This window comes from Erythrobacter neustonensis (assembly GCF_001663175.1).
Taxonomy (GTDB): domain Bacteria; phylum Pseudomonadota; class Alphaproteobacteria; order Sphingomonadales; family Sphingomonadaceae; genus Erythrobacter; species Erythrobacter neustonensis.
This window is the reverse complement of record NZ_CP016033.1, coordinates 2,005,064-2,021,791: the sequence shown is the minus strand read 5'-3', so window position 1 is coordinate 2,021,791 and position 16,728 is coordinate 2,005,064. Positions and strand designations below refer to the sequence as shown.

Below are 16,728 nucleotides of genomic sequence, written 5' to 3'. Positions count from 1 at the left end.
AGTTAACGGACCCTTTTTCACACATGATCGGCTTGATCCTGGTAACCCACGGCCGCCTTGCGGACCAGTTTGTCGAGGCAATGGAGCACGTGGTCGGCCCGCAAGAGGCGATCGTGACGGTGTGCATCGGCCCCAACGACGATATGGAACAGCGCCGCGCGGATATCGCCGGCGCGATCGCCGCGGTCGATACCGGTGCGGGCGTCATCATCCTCACCGACCTGTTCGGCGGCACCCCGTCCAACCTCGCGATCTCGCTGCTCGATGCAGGCCATGTCGAAGTGATCGCGGGCATCAACCTGCCGATGCTGATCCGGCTGGCGGGCGCGCGCAAGGCGATGGACGTGACCGCCGCGGTGCACGCCGCGCAGACCGCGGGGCGCAATTACATCACGATCGCCAGCGAATTGCTGGGCACTGGCACCGCGCAACCGGCACGGGCCAAGGGCTAGGGGAAGAGGCGCGTGGGGGAAGCCAGCCAGAGCATCGTGATCGTCAACCGCCGCGGCCTGCACGCGCGGGCAAGCGCGAAATTCGTGGGCGCGGTCGCGGGCTTGCCCGAAGGCCACAAGGTCACCGTGTCGAAGGCACCGCACAGCGCGGCGGGCGGATCGATCCTCGGCCTGATGATGCTGGGCGCTGCCAAGGGCGACACGGTCGAGGTCGCGGTCGAAGGCGCGCAAGCCGACGCGGTGCTTGCCGATCTGGTCGCGCTGATCGCCGACGGTTTCGGCGAGGATTGAGGCGCGCCGCCTCAACGGATCATTCCTGCCATGCGCAAACACATCACCGGCTTTTCCAATCCGACAGTCAAATACCTGCGCGCGCTGCGCGACAAGAAACACCGCCAGCGCGCAGGCCAGTTCCTAGTCGAAGGCCTGCGCCTGATCGAAGACGCGCGCGCTGCGGGCCGGGTGCCGCAGACGCTGGTGATGGCCGAAGGCCGCGAACATGCGCTGCTGGCACGGCTCGAAGCCGAGGTGCTGGCGGCCGGCGGCGAGGTGATCGAGACAACCCCCGACATCCTTTCGAAGATCACCGGCAAGGACAATCCGCAGAGCGTTGCGGGCGTGTTCGATGAATGGGACACCGCGCTTGCCATGCTCGACCGCGCCGCCGCGCCGATCTGGCTGGTGGCGCAGGCGCTGCGCGATCCCGGCAATTTGGGAACGATGCTGCGCACCGCCGATGCTGTGGGTGCCGGCGGATTGATCCTGATCGACGACTGCGCCGACCCGTTCAGCGCTGAAGCGGTGCGCGCCAGCATGGGCGCGGTGTTCACCGTGGGCCTTGCACAGGCGCGGTGGGAGGAATTCTTAAGCTGGCTGCGTGCGGGCGAAGGCCAGCTGGTCGCGGCAAGCCTGCGCGATGCGGTGCCCTATCGCGGCGCGCCCTACGCTGCGCCGTGCTTCATTCTGGTTGGCAACGAATCGCAAGGCTTGCCCGAAGATTATGAGATCGCCTGCGACTTGCGCGTCACCATGCCGATGAAAGGCCGCGCGGATTCGCTGAATGCAGCGGTGGCGGGCGCAGTGCTGGCTTACGAGGTGCTGGCGAGCTTGTAGGCAAGGTGACGAAGATGACACCGTGCCACTTTCCCAACAGCACATTTACCTTCTTTATTTCAACGCTTTGATGCACAAATCGGCGCGGACGGTCACAAAAGTTTTCGCGCGCGAAACAGGGCCTGATGCCAACGGCGACGGACGATGGGAAAGAGCGGAGCGCCGTCCTGCGCCGCAGCCTGTCAGTAGGAAAGCCCGAACTTACGCCTCGCTGTCGGGCGCTTCGAGCGCTGCGACATCCTCGGCATTGTAGCGCGGCGCGCTCGCGACCAGCGGCACCTCCTCGATTTCGCGCTTGCCGATCTCGATGCCCTTTTCCGCCAGGCGCCGCCCGGATGACAGCACATTGCGCTCGAAGGAACCAACGAACTTGTTGTAATTGTTGACCGCGCTCTCGAGCCCGCCCCCCACGCGCTTCAAGTGATCGGCGGCCATCGCAAGGCGATCATACAATTCGGCGCCCATCCGGCCGATTTCCTGCGCTTCTTTCGCCAGCCCGTCCTGCCGCCAGACCTGAGCCACGGTGCGCGCGATCGCGACGAGGTTGGTGGGCGTGGCAAGCAGCACGCGCTTGTCGAAGGCGAAGTTCCAGAGGTCGGGATCCGCTTCCAGTGCGGCGGCGACGAAATGTTCGCCGGGAACGAACATCACCACATAATCGGGCGCATCCTCGAATTGTGACTGGTAGCTCTTGGCCCCCAGCGTCTGCACGTGATTGCGCATCGAGCGCACGTGATCGGCCAGCGCCCTTGCACGGGCATCGTCGTCCACCGCCTCGAACGCCTGCTGATAGGCGTTGAGCGACACCTTGGAATCGATCACCAGCACCTTGCCGCCCGGGATGCGGACGATCGCATCGGGGCGCAGGCGGCCATCCTCGGTCGAAACCGAATGCTCCATGATGAAGTCGGTGTGCTGCGCAAGGCCGCATTGTTCGAGCAGGTTCTGCAATGCGCGCTCGCCCCAGCGTCCGCGGGCTTTGGGCGCATTGGTGAGCGAATTGCCCAGCCGCTGCGCCTCGCGCCGCACCTGCTCCTGCCCTTCCTTCATCGACTGGATCAGCCCGGCCAGCTGGCCGAAAGCATCGGTGCGCTTGGCTTCGAGATCGGCGACCTGCCGTTCGTAGCTCGCAAGTTTCTCGCCCACCGGCGAGAGCAGCGCCTTGATCTTGGCCTCGCCGGTTTCTTCCGACTGGCGGAAGCGCGCTTCGGCGCGGTCGAGAAACGCCTTTTGCGCCTGTTCGAGGACGCGGTTGCCGGCGTTCTCGAATTCCTTTTTCAAGCTTTCCTGCGCGCTCAGCAGCCCTGCCCGTTGTTCGGCAAAGGCCTTTTCGCGTTCTTCCGAAGCGCTTTCGAGCGCCGCCAGCTTTTCCGCAAGCTGCGCCCGCCCTGCCAGCGCCGCGTCGAGGCGCACCAAGAGGCCATCGACCTGCCCGGCGCGCTCTTTCAGCGACGCGACCTCGACCCGCGCCTGGCCCAGTTCGGCAATGGCGCGCTTGAATTCGCCTTCGCGTTCGGCGGCGTTGCGTTCGGTTTCGGACAGCCGCGTGCGCAGGTCGACAAGCGGGCGCGAGGCGAAGAACCAGCCTGCGGCCGTGCCGGCAACGAGCCCGAGGAAAAGAAGCGAAACGAGGGGGATAAGATCGGTCATGCGCGGAACATAGACCGAACACCGGGCGCCGCCAAGCCCATGGCGTGCGCAAATCGGGGGAACAATGCTGCCAGCCCCCGCTTCATCCACGCAGCAAGGAGAAGCCCCATGTCCATCAAGCAAATGATCGCCGAGCATCCGCAGGTCGGTGCCGATTACAACGAGACACTGGCCGAGGCGGTCCGCCATGCGATGTATTGCGCGGCCATCTGCAACAGCTGCGCCGATGCCTGCAGCGCCGAGGATGGCGACATGCGCGCCTGCATCCGCAAGTGCATGGACTGCGCCGACATCTGCACCGCCACCTATCGCGTCGCAATGCGGCGGACCGATGGCAATGTGGCGGTGATCGAAGCGCAGCTGCGCGCCTGCATTGCGGCGTGCGAGCAATGAATCGATGAATGCAGCAAGCACGACCACGACCATTGCCGCCGCTGTGCGCAGATGTGCCGCGAATGCGCCGATGATTGCCTCAAGGCGCGCAATGGACTGATGCAGGGCGCCTGAACGGACATCAAAAGGGCCGGGATAGCGCGAACGCCCCCGGGCCCTTTGCAATATGCGGCGGCGGTCAGGCCGCGCGGCGGATCTTGTCGAGTTTCTTCAGCACCATCGCGCGCTTCAGCCGCGACAGGTGATCGATGAACAGGATGCCTTCGAGGTGGTCCATTTCGTGCTGCAGGCAGGTCGCCATCAGCCCGTCGAGCGCTTCCTCGTGGGTGTTGCCGTCAAGATCCTGATAGCGCACGCGGCAGGTCGCCGGGCGGTCGACATCGGCATAGATCTCGGGAACCGAAAGGCAGCCTTCCTGATAGCTCGAAAGCTCGTCCGCGGGATCGAGGATCTCCGGATTGATGAAGACGCGCGGTTCCTTCTTCGTGGCAGGGTGCGTGTGCGCGCCGTGACCGTGATCGTGGCCGCATTCGACCGGCGGCGCGTCGGGATCGTCGGGCTGGAGATCGATCACCAGCACCCGCTTGGGCACGCCGATCTGGATCGCGGCGAGCCCGATGCCCGGGGCATCGTACATCGTCTCGAACATGTCTTCGACAAGCGCGTTGAGCTCGGGGCCAAACTCATGCAGTTCGACCGGGGTCGAGACGGTTTTCAGCCGGGGGTCCGGCACTTCGAGGATTTCGCGGATAGCCATAATCCGCGCTAGATAGGGACGCTGCGCCCGTCCGGCAAGCGCGTTGCTGCGATCAGCGTGATCGCTTCAGCCGACCGGACGGCGTGCGCGCAATGCCTGCGCCAGCGTGCCTTCGTCGAGATAGTCGAGCTCGCCCCCCACCGGCAGCCCGTGGGCAAGCTGCGTGACGCGCAAGGGATAGGGTTCGAGCCGTTCGGCGATGTAATGCGCGGTGGTCTGGCCTTCCAATGTCGCGTTCATCGCCAGAACCACCTCGTCGACCGCGCCATCCGCGACGCGGGCGATCAGGCTGGCGATGTTGAGATCATCAGGCGCAATCCCGTCGAGCGCGGAAAGCCGCCCGCCGAGCACATGGTAGCGCCCGGGGAACAGCCGCGCGCGGTCCAGTGCCCAGACGTCGGAGACTTCCTCGACCACGCACAGCGATCGCGCATCGCGGCGCGGATCGGTGCAGATTGCGCATGGATCGCGCGTGTCGACATTGCCGCAGATGGTGCATTCGACCAGTGTTTCGGCGACCCCGGCCAGTGCCTCGAGCAATGCGGGCAGCGCGCTTTCGCGGTGCTTGACCAGCCACAGCACCGCGCGGCGTGCCGAACGCGGGCCAAGACCCGGCAGCCGGGCCAATGCGGAACTGAGCGCCTCGATCTCTTGCGATGCCATGGCGTGACAGATAGGGGCTCTGCTTCGCTTCACAAAGGCTGACGGCACCGATTATGCGCATCATCTTCATGGGGACACCCGATTTCGCGGTGCCGGGATTGCGCGCGCTGCACGGCGCGGGGCATGAGGTGGTCTGCGTCTATACCCAGCCGCCGCGTCCGGCGGGGCGGGGAAAGAAGCTCAGCCCCTCCCCCGTTCAGGTAGCGGCAGAGGCCTTGGGGCTGCCGGTGCGTTCGCCCAAGTCGCTGCGGGGCGAGGCAGAACAGGCCGAATTCGCCGCGCTTGGCGCCGATGTCGCGGTGGTGGCCGCCTATGGCCTGATCCTGCCGCAAGCGGTGCTCGATGCGCCGGTGCATGGCTGCCTCAACATTCACGCGAGCCTGCTGCCGCGCTGGCGCGGGGCGGCACCGATCCACCGCGCGGTGATGGCGGGCGACGACGAAACGGGCGTTACGATCATGCAGATGGAGGCCGGGCTCGATACCGGGCCGATGCTGCACAAGGTGACCGTGCCGGTGGGCCGCAAGACAACCGGCGAATTGTTCGACGCGCTTGGCGCGGCGGGCGCGGCGGCGATGCTTGACGTGCTGGCCGACCTGTCCGCTTTCCCGCCCGAAGCACAGGACGATGCCGCCGCAATCTATGCGCCCAAGATCGACAAGGCCGAAAGCCGGATCGACTGGGCGCAGGACGCCGACGCAATCGAGTGGATGGTGCGCGGCCTTGCCCCCTTCCCTGGCGCGTGGTTCGAGCTTGGCGGCGAACGCGTGAAGCTGCTGCTGGCCGAAGTGACCGATGGCAGCGCTGCGCCCGGCATGGTGCTCGACGAGGAGTTCACGATCGCCTGCGGACAAGCGGCGATCCGTCCCCTGCGGCTGCAACGCGCCGGCAAGCCTGCGCTGACCCGCGAGGAATTCCTGCGCGGACGGCCCGTGGCGGCAGGAACGGTGCTCGCTTGACCCGCTTCGCGCTCACCCTCGAATTCGACGGCACGCCGTTCTTCGGGCTGCAGCGCCAGAGCCACGGGCCGAGCGTGCAGCAGTCGGTCGAGGATGCGCTGCACCGGATCACGGGCGAGCGCGTCGTGATGCATTCGGCCGGGCGCACCGATGCCGGCGTCCATGCGCTCGGGATGCGCAGCCATGTCGATATCGACAAGCCCTTCGATCCCTTTCGGCTCGCCGCCGCGCTCAATGCGCAGTTGCGCCCCGATCCGGTGGCGGTGACGCATTGCGAAGTGGTGCCGGATGATTGGCACGCGCGCTTTTCCTGCACGGGGCGGCGTTATCTCTACCGCATCCTCAACCGCCGTCCGCCGCTCACGCTGCAGCGCGGGCACGTGTGGCACGTCGCCCAGCCGCTCCATGCAGACGCAATGCACCGCGCTGCGCAAAGCCTTGTCGGGCGGCACGATTTCACCACGTTCCGATCGGTTCACTGTCAGGCAGCAGACCCCGTAAAGTCGCTCGACGAATTGCGGGTCGAGCGCGTGGGCGAGGAAATCCACATCCACGCCGCCGCCCGCAGCTTTCTGCACCATCAGGTGCGCTCGATGGTCGGGTGCCTCAAGCTGGTGGGCGCAGGCACCTGGCCCGAAACCCGGATCGCTTCGGCGCTCGCCGCGCGCGATCGCAACGCTTTGGGGCTTAACGCGCCCCCACACGGCCTCTATTTCGTCGAGGCCACCTACCCGGACCCGAGAGAGGAACCACGATGACCACCACCGGAAAGCAGCTTTTCACCACGCTTACTCCCGACGGCAAGCTGACGCTGGAAGTCGCGACGAGCGAATTTCCCGCGCCCACCGGCAATCAGGTGCTGGTCAAGATGGAAGGCGCGCCGATCAACCCGTCGGATCTTGCCATCCTCACCTCGGCGGCCGATTTCGAGAACGCCGAATATACCCCCGGCAAGGTCGTCGCCCAGATGCCCGAGCCGTTCCTGTCGGGTCAAAAGGCGCGCCACGGCCAGCGCCTGCCCGCTGGCAACGAGGGCGCAGGCACCGTCATCGCCACGGGTGACGGCGACATGGCGAAAGCCCTGATGGGCCAGCGCGTCGCCTGCGTTCCGGGCAATGCCTTCAGCCAGTATGCGATTGCGGACGCAATGATGTGCCTGCCGCTCGGCGATCATTCGTCCGAGACCGGCGCGTCGAGCTTCGTCAACCCGATGACCGCGCTGGGCTTTGTCGAAACCGCGAAAATGGAGGGCCACGAGGCGATCGTCCACCTCGCCGCTTCGTCGAACCTCGGCCAGATGCTCAACCGCATCTGCATCGAGGACGGGATGAAGCTGGTCAATATCGTCCGCAAGGACGAGCACGTCGAACTCTTGAAATCGCAGGGCGCAAAATATGTCGTGAACTCGTCGGCCCCCACCTACATGGCCGATCTGCGCGACGCGATTGCCGAGACCGGCGCCTTCCTCGGTTTCGACCCGATCGGCGGCGGACAGGCCTCTGACGGCGTGCTGAAGGCGATGGAGCAGGTCGCGGTCAAACAGATGAGCGAGTTCTCGCGCTACGGCTCGAACCAGCAGAAGAAGATGTACATCTATGGCCGGCTCGACCTGTCGCCGACGATCCTGACGCCGTCTTATGGCCTCCAGTGGAGCATCGCCGGCTGGCTGCTCACCCCGTTTCTCCAGCGCGCAGGGATGGAAACCGTGGTGCGGATGCGCAAACGGGTGATGGACAACCTCACCACCACCTTTGCCAGCAATTACAAGGCCAAGGTCAGCCTTGAAGGGATGCTGGAGAAGGACGCGATCTGCGACTATCGCCAGATGAAGACCGGCGAGAAGTATCTCGTCACGCCCTGGGCCTGATGCGAGACGGGGCGGGCCGCGTTTCGGCGTCCTGCCCCTTCCCGTCCAAGCCTAGATATTGCCCTGCTCGTCTTCGGGCACATCATCGTCCGGCCCGTAATAGAGCGCGGCGCATTCGTCCTTCAGACATCCGCCCTCAAGGTTGAGATCGTCGCGATAGGCGTCACGGATGAAGTCCACCGTGTCGAGGTTGCGGTCCTCGAAATACATCTTGTGAACATCGTCGCGGCCCGCGCCGTAGACGATGCGCCCTACCTTGGCCCAGATGCTCGCCATCGTGCACATGCCGCAGGGTTGCAGCGTCGAATAAAGCGTCGCCCCGCGCAGTTCCATATCGCCCACCTTTGCCCCGCCCGCCCTGAAAGCGCAGATTTCGGCATGCGCGGTGGCATCATTGTCCTCTTGGGTGCGGTTGGTTTCTGCCGCAATGATTTCGCCCCCACGCACGATGACCGCGGCAATCGGCGTGTCGGCAGGCGTGGTGCCCTTGGTTTTGGCAAGCCGGATCGCCTCGCGCATCCATTTCTCGTCTTCGGGGGTCATCGCGCGTTCCTTTGCATTGTTGCAGTAGGTAACGCCCCGCATGCCGAAGGGGGTCCAAGATCGACTGAATTTGTCGGCAACTAGCCTGCGTCGAAAGCGGCCTGCACTTGGCGCGGATCGGTGATGCCGTTGGCGATCAGAACCATCAGCAGCATCCGCGCCCGCGCCGGGCCAAGCGCGCGTGCCGCGACCAGCCCCAGCGCATCGTCATCGACTTCGACATTGCGGTCGACCAGACCTTCATCGACGCGGGCCGCGCGCACCACCGGCACGCCAGCGGCTGCGCAAGCGGAAAGCGCTTCGAGCACGACGCGCGGGGCGTTGCCTTGCCCCATCCCGGCGAGCACGATGCCCTTGACCCCGATCCCCAGCAAGGCCTCCACCGGCAGCGCATCCATGCCTGCGCCCGCGGTCAGGATCGCGGTGCGCGGCAGCGCCGCCGGAAAGGCATAGCGCGCCGCCTCGCCAACCCGGTGCGCCGGCCCGAACCAGTCTAGCGTGGCAGGCGTGACCCGCGCCAGCGGCCCGCGCGGGAAGCTGCGGAAAGCATCGATCGCGGATGTCGCCGCCTTGCGCGCATCGCGCGCGGCGAGCACCGCATCGCCCATCACCAGCATCACTCCGCGCCCCGCCGCCTGCGGGTCGCCCGCGACCTTTACCGCATTGGCAAAATTGCGCATCCCGTCGGCCCCCACCGCATCGGCCGGACGCATCGCGCCGACAAGGATCACGGGCTTCGTCGTCGGCAGCGTCAGGTCGAGCAGCAGCCCGGTTTCTTCGGCAGTGTCGGTGCCGTGCGTGATGATGACCGCATCGATTGCCGGATCGGCGTTTGCGGCGCTGCAGGCGGCATGCAGCGCCTGCCATTCGGCAAATCCGATGTCCTGCGACCCGATCCGCGCGATTTCCTGCGGGTGCAAATCGGCTTCAAGGCCAAGCGCGGCGAGATGGCCCACCAGCACATCGAGCGACAATCCTCCGGGGCGATAGGCCGCGCCCGTGCCGCGCGCACCGGCCCCTGCCCCTGCGATCGTGCCGCCGGTGCCCAGAACCAGAATGCGGGGCGGCTTGGAAAGATCGGTGTCGGTCATGCACCCGCCCCTAACCGGCGGAAGGGCCATCGCCTAGCGGTTCGTCGGCAAACTGGTCGAACACCGCTGCAAGCCCGGGCACATCATCCTCCGCACGCAGGGCAACCAAGGCGCTGGCAATATCGATCTCCATCACGGAAATGCCCGCATCATACCCCACCCCCGCCGCGCCGAGCGACCGCGCGAGCGCCAGCGCCGGGCGGTTTTCGGGAAGCACGTGGACGGTAAAGCGCTCATAGCCTTCGCGTGCGCAATCCATCAGCAGCACCGCGGTCAGCAACCGCGCCAATCCCCGTCCGTGATATTCGTCGACCACTGCGACCGAGAATTCGGCTGCATCGGGATCATCCCGATCGCGAAACGCGTGCACCACGCCCAGTGCGGGCGTATCGGCCAGATCGCTGCGCAGTGCGCCCCAGGCGATATGATCGTGCCCGTCGGGCGATACCAGCGTGCGCACCACCTGCGGCGGTGCCTCGCGCATCCCCGAAAAGAACCGCAGGTAGCGTGACTGCGGCGACAATCGCGCGATCCCGTCGCGCAGCCGCGTCTCATCCTCGCGGCGGACGCGGCGAATGCAGACCGGGATGCCGTCGTTGAGGTGCGTGTGAATGGTCATCGCCTGGCTTTGCCCCCGTCCTTGCGCTGCTGCGCCTGCTTTAGCAGCTTGACCGCCGCGCCGACATGGCTAAACGCCCCCGCAGCCCACAGGCGCTGGGGCGGTTAGCTCAGTTGGTAGAGCATCTCGTTTACACCGAGAGGGTCAGCGGTTCGAGCCCGTTACCGCCCACCATGCGCCCGGACCTTTCCCGCAGGCGCCATTTTCAGAACTTCAGCACCTTGGCCAGCATGTCGCGGGCAAGCGCGACGCGCGGATGGCGCAGCGATGCGCGCGCCCAGACCAGATAGAAGGCATTTTGCGGCACCCTGATCGGCGCCGCGATCTCGACCAGCGTGCAGGCCGCACGCTCGGCTGCGGTGAGGTAGGCAGGCAATACCGTCCAGCCGAGGTCGGCGCACAAGGCCGAGCGCAGCACGCGCAGATCGGGCGCGGTCAGCGCAGGCGCGCGGTTCACCGCGATCCGGTTGGCATCGAGCCAAGTCCGCACCAGCGGCCGGTCGAGATCATAGGCAAGATGCGGCACGGTGTTCAGCGCCTCGCCCAGCGGTTTGCGCGCGATCGCCTCGGCGACCGGCGGCGCCGCGACCGCGCGCAGGTCTTCGGTGCCGATTTCCTGATAGGCCAGCCGCGGATCGTCGGGCTGCGACGCGGTAATGCCCAGATGCACCTTGTCGTCGAGGAGAAGCGCATACAGCGCCTCGCGCCCGCCGATGTGCAGCCGCAGATCGAGCCCCGCTGCCAGCAATGGCCCAAGTTTTGGCGCAACCACCTCGCCCAGAAGGTCGGACGGGGCGGCGATATGAACCGTGCCCTTCATCCGAACCGAGCGCGCACGGGCCGATGCCAACGCCGCTTCGGCGGTGTCGAGGCTGCTCCCGATCGCGAGCGCCAGATCATCGGCAAACCCCGTGGGCCGCACGCCGCGCGAATGGCGGTCGAACAGCGGGTGGCCAAGCTGCGTTTCAAGTGAGGCGATGTGCTGCGAGGCGGCGGGCTGCGTGATACCCAGCGTGCGCGCGGCATCGCTCAGCGAACGGCGGCGATAGACTTCCACAAAGGTGCGAAGCTGCTGAAGCGACATTTGTGTTCCATAAGCCGATTTATGGAAGCTGGCTATTCCTGTTGGGTTTGCTGATCCGGCGCGCGTCTTATCTTTGCCGTGATGACAAGGACGCCCCGATGCCCGACCGCCGCACGATCCTGACCGCAATGACCGCCGCTGCGGCGGCCGGTCTGGCCGCGCGGTTGCCTGCGGCATCGCAGCGCCCTGCCTTCGGACCAACCAGAGGAACCCATTCGATGACCCGTATTCTGATGATCGCCACTTCCGCCGACCGGATGACCCCCGGCACCGAACCGACCGGCGTGTGGCTTGAGGAATTGACCACGCCCTACTACGCTTTCCGCGATGCGGGGGCCGAAGTGACGCTTGCCTCGATCAAGGGCGGCGCGATCCCCATCGACCAGCGCAGCGTCAACGCCGATGGCGAAAACGACGCCTCGGTCGAACGCTATCTCAAGGACGAGGCCTTCAAGGCCGAAGTCGCCAATACGCCCGCATTCACGGGCATCGATCCGGCGGGCTACGACGCCGTATTTCTGCCCGGCGGGCACGGCACGATGTTCGACTATCCCGACAGCGAGGAACTCGCGCGGCTGATCGAACGCTTCGACCGCGAAGGCAAAATCGTTGCTGCGGTCTGCCACGGCCCGGCAGGACTGGTTTCCGCGAAGAAGCCCGACGGCACCCCGCTGGTCGCCGGTCGCCGTGTCGCGGCCTTCACCGACAGCGAGGAACGCGCCGTGGGTCTTGCAGAAGCGGTGCCTTTCCTCCTCGAAACGCGGATGAAGGAACTCGGCGCAAAGCACGAGAGCGGCCCCGATTTCCAGCCCTTCGGCGTGCGTGACGGCAACCTCGTCACCGGTCAGAACCCCGCCTCGGCTACCCGCACGGCCGAACTCGTCATGGAAGCTCTCAAGGACAAGGACGCCTGATCATGCACTATCTTCACACCATGCTGCGCGTCAGCGACCCCGAAGCCACGGTGCGGTTCTTCGAACTGCTCGGCCTGCGCGAAACCCGCCGGTTCGACAGCGAACAGGGCCGTTTTACGCTGATCTTTCTGGCGGCGGACGAAGACAGCCGCGGCGTCGGCGAACGCGCTTCGGCAGAGGTCGAGCTGACCTATAACTGGCCGCCCGAAGACGGCAGCGCGCCCGAAGTCTACACCGGCGGACGCAATTTCGGCCACCTCGCCTACCGGGTCGACGACATTTACGAGACCTGCGCGCGGTTGCAGGCGGGCGGCGTGACGATCAACCGCCCGCCGCGCGATGGCCACATGGCCTTCGTGCGCTCGCCCGACGGCATCTCGGTCGAATTGCTGCAGAAGGGCGAGCACAAGGCACCGGCCGAACCCTGGGCTTCGATGCCCAACACGGGCGAATGGTAATGGCACAATTGTTCGAACCGATCGAGGTTGGCGGGCTGCGGCTCGCCAACCGCATCGTGATTGCGCCGATGTGCCAGTATTCGGCCGAAGACGGTGCGATGAATGACTGGCACCAGATGCATTTGGGCCAGCTCGCGATGTCGGGCGCGGGTGCGCTGACGATCGAGGCCACTTCGGTGACCCCCGATGGCCGTATCACCTATGGCGATGTCGGGCTCTACGACGACCGCACCGAAGAAGCGATGCGGGAGGTTATCGCGAGCGTGCGCCGCTGGTCGGACATGCCGCTGGTGATCCAGCTTGCGCACGCAGGCCGCAAGGCAAGCTGCGCCAAGCCCTGGGATGGCGGCGCGCAGATTGCGCCCGGCGATACCAATGGCTGGCAGACGGTTGCGCCCAGCGCGCTTGCCTTCGAAGAGGGCGAGAACCCGCCAACCGCGCTGGACCGTGCCGGGCTGGACCGCATCATCGCCGCCTTTGCCGATGCGGCGCAGCGATCGGGCCGGCTGGGCCTCGATGCGATCCAGATCCATGCCGCGCATGGCTATCTGCTGCACGAATTCCTCTCGCCGCTGTCGAACACGCGCAGCGACGAATACGGCGGCAGCCTGGAAAACCGGATGCGTTTCCCGCTCGAAGTGTTCGACGCGGTGCGCGCGGCGTTTCCGGCCGACAAGCCCGTGACGGTCCGCGTCTCGGGCACCGACTGGGTCGAAGGCGGCTGGACGGCGCAGGAAACCGCCGCCTTTGCACGCGAACTCGAAGCGCGCGGGTGCGCTGCAATCCACGTGTCGAGCGGCGGGCTCGATCCGCGGCAGGATATTCCGGTGGGTCCGGGCTATCAAGTGCCGCTGGCCCGCACGGTGAAGGACGCAGTGACGATGCCGGTGATCGCGGTCGGCCTCATCACCGAGCCGCAGCAGGCCGAGGACATCCTTGCCGCGGGCGATGCCGACATGATCGCGATCGCGCGCACCGTGCTGTGGGATCCCCGCTGGCCGTGGCACGCCGCCGCCGCTCTGGGTGCATCGGTCAAGGCGCCGCCGCAATATCTGCGCTCCGAACCGCGCGAAGCCGGACGCATCCTGAAGGAGATGAAACCATGAAACGTCCGATCAAATTGCTGCTCGCCGCGACCGCCGTGCTGTCGCTCGCGGCCTGCGCGACCACCCCGCAGACCACCTCGGCACCGCAAATCGAACAGGTCGCCACTTTCGATGGCGCGATGCCGACCGGCGTGACCGTTGCCCCCAATGGCCGCATCTTCGTCAACTTCCCGCAATGGGGCGACAACGCGCCGTTCACCGTGGCCGAACTGGTCGATGGCAAGGCGGTGCCCTACCCCGACGCGGCGACCAACCGCCCCGATCCGGCCGACCCGGCAGGCCATTTCATCTCGGTGCAGAGCGTGGTCGCAGACGGGGCCAACCGGCTCTGGGTGCTCGATACCGCCGCACCCAATTTTGCTCCACCGCAGGCCGGCGGCGCGAAGCTGGTTGCGATCGACCTTGCGACCAATCGCGTGGTCAAGACCATCGTGCTGCCCCCCAGCGTCGTGCTGCCGACGACCTACCTCAACGACGTGCGCTTCGATCTGCGGCAGGGTGCCGAGGGCGTTGCCTATATCACCGACAGCAGCAATGCGGGCATCGGCGGGATCATCGTGGTCGATATCGCCAGCGGGAAGGCGGTCCGCCGCCTTTCGGGCCATGCGACCACCAATCCGGAACCCGGTTTCACGCCGGTCGTCGACGGCGACGTGCTGATGAACCGCCCTGCACAGGGACCGGCAACGCCGGTGGCGATCGCGAGCGATGCAATCGGCCTCAGCGCGGATGGGAGCCTGCTCTACTACGGGCCGCTTTCGGGCCGCACGCTCCACGCCGTGCCCACCGCGATGCTGCGCGATCCCGCCGTATCGGAACAGGAACTCGCGCGCGCGATCCGCGACTTGGGGCGCAAGGGTGCATCTGACGGGATCGCCGAAGACGATGCCGGCCGCGTTTTCGCCGGGGATTATGAGAACAACGCGATCCGCATGCTCGACCGCGGCAAGTGGACAACGCTGGTCAGCGACCCGCGCATCAGCTGGCCCGACACGCTGTCGATCGGGACCGACCGCTATCTCTACTTCACTGCCAACCAGCTACACCGCCAGCCCGGTTTCCACGGCGGGCGCGATCTGCGCCGCAAACCCTATGAGCTGCTCCGCATCAGGGTGGGCAGCGGGCCGGTTCTGTTGCGCCCGAATTGACGATAAGGCTCCGGGCAGGCGCAGCAACGCGTCTGCCCGGTGTGCCATTCACGCAGGGTGGAGTCACGTCCCATGGCAGCCGGATCGCGGCGCAAGATCTTCTTCGACGGGGGCTGCCAACCCAATCCCGGGCCGATGTCCGCGGCGGTCGTCGTGCGCGGGGAAGCGCATTTCTTCGATGATCTGGGAGACGGCAGCTCGACCGATGCCGAATGGACCGCGCTCGTCCTCGCACTGACGCTCGCCCATGATCTTGGCGAGCGCGACTTCGATCTGGTCGGAGATTCGCGCGAGGTGATCGCGCAGGCCAGCGGCTCGACGCGCTGCGCACCGGCAGCGCTGCATCACCTTGCCCGCTATTCGCGGATCGCCGCGCTCGGACCCCCGCGCCGGCTGGTCTGGACGCCGCGCGCGCAGAACCTTGCCGGGATCGCGCTTGCACGCCGGGCGGCGGGGCTTTAGCGCGATAGCCATGTCCAGTCTTTTCATCGCGCTCCAGCATCTTGTTCCGCAGCACGCGCTCTCGCGGTTTGCAGGGCGCCTTGCCGCCAGCGAAAGCCCGTGGCTGCGCGACCGGATGATCCGCCGCTTTGCCGCCGCCTACGACGTCGACCTTTCCGAAGCGGCACGCGGGATCGGCGAGTTCACCAGCTTCAACGACTTCTTCACGCGCGAACTGAAACCCGGCGCACGCCCCCTGGCGGACACCGCGCAATTCATCGTCTCGCCCGCCGATGGCGCGGTCAGCCAGCTTGGCCCGGTCACCGGCGGACGGATCATCCAGGCCAAGGGACGCGATTACAGCGTCGCCGAAATCCTCGGCTGTTCCCCAACCGAAGCCGCGCGCTTCGAAGGCGGCAGCTTCATGACGATTTACCTGTCGCCCAAGGATTACCACCGCGTCCATATGCCCGCCGCGGGCACGCTGACGAAGACCAGCTACATTCCGGGCGACCTGTTTTCGGTCAACACCGCGACCGCCGCCGGGGTCGACCGCCTGTTCGCGCGCAACGAGCGGTTATCCTGCCGGTTCGACGGGCCCGACGGGCATTTTGCCAGCATCATGGTCGGCGCGATGATCGTCGCCGGGATCGACACGGTGTGGCCCAACGCCTTCCGCGTCCATGCCGACGCGCCCGTGCACGAGGATTTTACCGGCCAGCAGCGCAGCTTTGCCGCAGGCGACGAAATGGGCCGCTTCTACCTCGGTTCGACCGTGGTGATGCTGTTCGAACCCGGCCGCGTGGTGTGGCACGAAGACCTTGCGCCCGGTGCGCCGCTGCGGATGGGCGAAGCGATCGGCCGGCGCGGCACCTAGCGCGCGGCGAGGCTTTCGCGCACCAGCGCTGCGGCCTCTGGCGTGCCCCATTCGTAACCGCCCGCCACCCGCAGTACCTCCTTGCCGCTGGCATCGAACAGCACCGTCAGTGGTAGCGCGCCTTCGGGGGTGAACTGGGCTGACAGCTGCGCATCGGGATCGAGCCAGGGTTCAAGCCGCGCATAGCCGCCCTTGGCAAAGAACGGCGTGACCACCTCGGCCGCGCGGATATCCTGACTGACGGTGACAACCCTCACCTCGCCTTCGAGCGCGGCTGCCAGCGTGTCGAGCGCGGGCATTTCCTTGACGCAGGGGCCGCACCACGTCGCCCACAGGTTGAGCAGCACCGGCCCGTCCTGCGCAGCGAGATCGAGCGTCTTGCCTTGCGCGTCGGAAACCGTGATCGCAGGCATCGGCGTTCCGGCAAACTGGCGGGTCAGCAGTCCGGTCGGTATCGCTGCCGCATCGGCAGCCTCAACCGGTTGCGCTGGCGCGCCGGCTTCCCTATCGCATCCCGCCAACAGCAGGAGCGGCAATCCGAGAATGAGCGAGACGCGCGACATGACAGGCTCCGATCACAAGCCAGCGACCAA

General features: G+C 66.3%; 20 protein-coding genes, 1 tRNA gene and 1 pseudogene. 14 read left to right on the top strand and 8 right to left on the bottom strand.

The window, feature by feature from the left end:
• Positions 1-23 precede the first annotated feature (23 nt).
• The 3 genes from A9D12_RS09280 to A9D12_RS09270 are packed head-to-tail and all read left to right on the top strand — an operon-like array spanning position 24 to position 1,565.
• Positions 24-452: a PTS sugar transporter subunit IIA gene (locus A9D12_RS09280; RefSeq protein WP_068351120.1), complete on the top strand. Its 429-nt coding sequence runs from the start codon at positions 24-26 to the stop codon at positions 450-452.
• A 12-nt stretch (positions 453-464) separates the two neighbouring features.
• On the top strand, positions 465-743 hold the full coding sequence (locus tag A9D12_RS09275; protein WP_068351116.1) for an HPr family phosphocarrier protein: 279 nt from the start codon (positions 465-467) through the stop codon (positions 741-743).
• Positions 744-773: 30 nt separating this feature from the next.
• Complete coding sequence (locus tag A9D12_RS09270; RefSeq protein WP_068351114.1) at positions 774-1,565, top strand: TrmH family RNA methyltransferase; 792 nt, start codon at positions 774-776, stop codon at positions 1,563-1,565.
• A gap of 201 nt (positions 1,566-1,766) precedes the next feature.
• Here A9D12_RS09270 and A9D12_RS09265 read toward each other — a convergent pair whose 3' ends face one another.
• Positions 1,767-3,215 carry a DNA recombination protein RmuC gene (locus A9D12_RS09265; protein WP_068351113.1) on the bottom strand — a complete coding sequence of 483 codons (1,449 nt, stop codon included), beginning with the start codon at positions 3,213-3,215 and terminating at the stop codon, positions 1,767-1,769.
• Between the two features lie 39 nt (positions 3,216-3,254).
• Here A9D12_RS09265 and A9D12_RS15210 point away from each other — a divergent pair.
• Positions 3,255-3,722, top strand: a pseudogene (locus A9D12_RS15210) (four-helix bundle copper-binding protein).
• A 64-nt stretch (positions 3,723-3,786) separates the two neighbouring features.
• Here the strand turns inward: A9D12_RS15210 and def are convergent.
• Both def and recR read right to left on the bottom strand, forming a co-directional pair.
• Positions 3,787-4,365 carry a peptide deformylase gene (gene def / locus A9D12_RS09255; RefSeq protein ID WP_068351109.1) on the bottom strand — a complete coding sequence of 193 codons (579 nt, stop codon included), beginning with the start codon at positions 4,363-4,365 and terminating at the stop codon, positions 3,787-3,789.
• A gap of 66 nt (positions 4,366-4,431) precedes the next feature.
• A complete protein-coding gene (recR, locus tag A9D12_RS09250) occupies positions 4,432-5,028 on the bottom strand; it encodes a recombination mediator RecR (protein ID WP_068351108.1) in 597 nt (198 codons plus the stop codon).
• Positions 5,029-5,081: 53 nt separating this feature from the next.
• On the opposite strand from recR, the gene fmt reads away from it, so the two are divergent.
• From fmt to A9D12_RS09235, 3 genes are read left to right on the top strand one after another with little or no spacing between them, the layout of a single operon-like run.
• The gene (gene fmt / locus A9D12_RS09245) at positions 5,082-5,987 is read left to right on the top strand and encodes a methionyl-tRNA formyltransferase (RefSeq protein WP_068351106.1); all 906 of its coding nucleotides are present in this window, start codon (positions 5,082-5,084) and stop codon (positions 5,985-5,987) included.
• Positions 5,984-6,745 (top strand): tRNA pseudouridine(38-40) synthase TruA, encoded by a 762-nt coding sequence (gene truA / locus A9D12_RS09240; protein WP_068351104.1) that lies wholly within the window; start codon positions 5,984-5,986, stop codon positions 6,743-6,745. The genes fmt and truA overlap by 4 nt, the downstream gene beginning before the upstream one ends.
• On the top strand, positions 6,742-7,854 hold the full coding sequence (locus A9D12_RS09235; RefSeq protein WP_068351102.1) for a zinc-binding dehydrogenase: 1,113 nt from the start codon (positions 6,742-6,744) through the stop codon (positions 7,852-7,854). The genes truA and A9D12_RS09235 overlap by 4 nt, the downstream gene beginning before the upstream one ends.
• 51 nt (positions 7,855-7,905) lie before the next feature.
• Here the strand turns inward: A9D12_RS09235 and A9D12_RS09230 are convergent, their stop codons facing one another.
• The 3 genes from A9D12_RS09230 to A9D12_RS09220 form a co-directional block, all read right to left on the bottom strand.
• On the bottom strand, positions 7,906-8,397 hold the full coding sequence (locus A9D12_RS09230) for a nucleoside deaminase (protein WP_068354162.1): 492 nt from the start codon (positions 8,395-8,397) through the stop codon (positions 7,906-7,908).
• A gap of 80 nt (positions 8,398-8,477) precedes the next feature.
• A complete protein-coding gene (locus A9D12_RS09225; protein ID WP_068351100.1) occupies positions 8,478-9,488 on the bottom strand; it encodes an asparaginase in 1,011 nt (336 codons plus the stop codon).
• Positions 9,489-9,498: 10 nt separating this feature from the next.
• Positions 9,499-10,107 (bottom strand): GNAT family N-acetyltransferase, encoded by a 609-nt coding sequence (locus A9D12_RS09220; protein WP_068351098.1) that lies wholly within the window; start codon positions 10,105-10,107, stop codon positions 9,499-9,501.
• Positions 10,108-10,205: 98 nt separating this feature from the next.
• On the opposite strand from A9D12_RS09220, the gene A9D12_RS09215 reads away from it, so the two are divergent.
• Positions 10,206-10,281, top strand: a tRNA-Val gene (locus A9D12_RS09215).
• 31 nt (positions 10,282-10,312) lie between these two features.
• Here A9D12_RS09215 and A9D12_RS09210 read toward each other — a convergent pair.
• Positions 10,313-11,191, bottom strand: a complete 879-nt coding sequence (locus A9D12_RS09210) for a LysR family transcriptional regulator (RefSeq protein ID WP_068351096.1) — start codon at positions 11,189-11,191, stop codon at positions 10,313-10,315.
• Positions 11,192-11,289: 98 nt separating this feature from the next.
• Here A9D12_RS09210 and A9D12_RS09205 point away from each other — a divergent pair, with 98 nt between their 5' ends.
• From A9D12_RS09205 to asd, 6 genes are all read left to right on the top strand, one after another.
• On the top strand, positions 11,290-12,105 hold the full coding sequence (locus tag A9D12_RS09205; protein WP_231889588.1) for a type 1 glutamine amidotransferase domain-containing protein: 816 nt from the start codon (positions 11,290-11,292) through the stop codon (positions 12,103-12,105).
• Positions 12,105-12,563, top strand: coding sequence for a VOC family protein (locus A9D12_RS09200; RefSeq protein ID WP_068351094.1), 459 nt, complete (start codon positions 12,105-12,107; stop codon positions 12,561-12,563). The genes A9D12_RS09205 and A9D12_RS09200 overlap by 1 nt, the downstream gene beginning before the upstream one ends.
• Positions 12,563-13,669 (top strand): NADH:flavin oxidoreductase/NADH oxidase, encoded by a 1,107-nt coding sequence (locus tag A9D12_RS09195; RefSeq protein ID WP_068351092.1) that lies wholly within the window; start codon positions 12,563-12,565, stop codon positions 13,667-13,669. Before A9D12_RS09200 ends, A9D12_RS09195 begins: the two co-directional genes overlap by 1 nt.
• Positions 13,666-14,817, top strand: coding sequence for an L-dopachrome tautomerase-related protein (locus A9D12_RS09190; RefSeq protein WP_068351089.1), 1,152 nt, complete (start codon positions 13,666-13,668; stop codon positions 14,815-14,817). Before A9D12_RS09195 ends, A9D12_RS09190 begins: the two co-directional genes overlap by 4 nt.
• Positions 14,818-14,889: 72 nt before the next feature.
• Positions 14,890-15,279, top strand: coding sequence for a reverse transcriptase-like protein (locus tag A9D12_RS09185; protein ID WP_068351087.1), 390 nt, complete (start codon positions 14,890-14,892; stop codon positions 15,277-15,279).
• A 10-nt stretch (positions 15,280-15,289) separates the two neighbouring features.
• The gene (gene asd / locus A9D12_RS09180; protein ID WP_068351085.1) at positions 15,290-16,135 is read left to right on the top strand and encodes an archaetidylserine decarboxylase; all 846 of its coding nucleotides are present in this window, start codon (positions 15,290-15,292) and stop codon (positions 16,133-16,135) included.
• Here asd and A9D12_RS09175 read toward each other — a convergent pair.
• On the bottom strand, positions 16,132-16,698 hold the full coding sequence (locus A9D12_RS09175; protein ID WP_068351081.1) for a TlpA family protein disulfide reductase: 567 nt from the start codon (positions 16,696-16,698) through the stop codon (positions 16,132-16,134). The genes asd and A9D12_RS09175 overlap by 4 nt on opposite strands.
• Between the last annotated feature and the right edge of the window lie 30 nt (positions 16,699-16,728).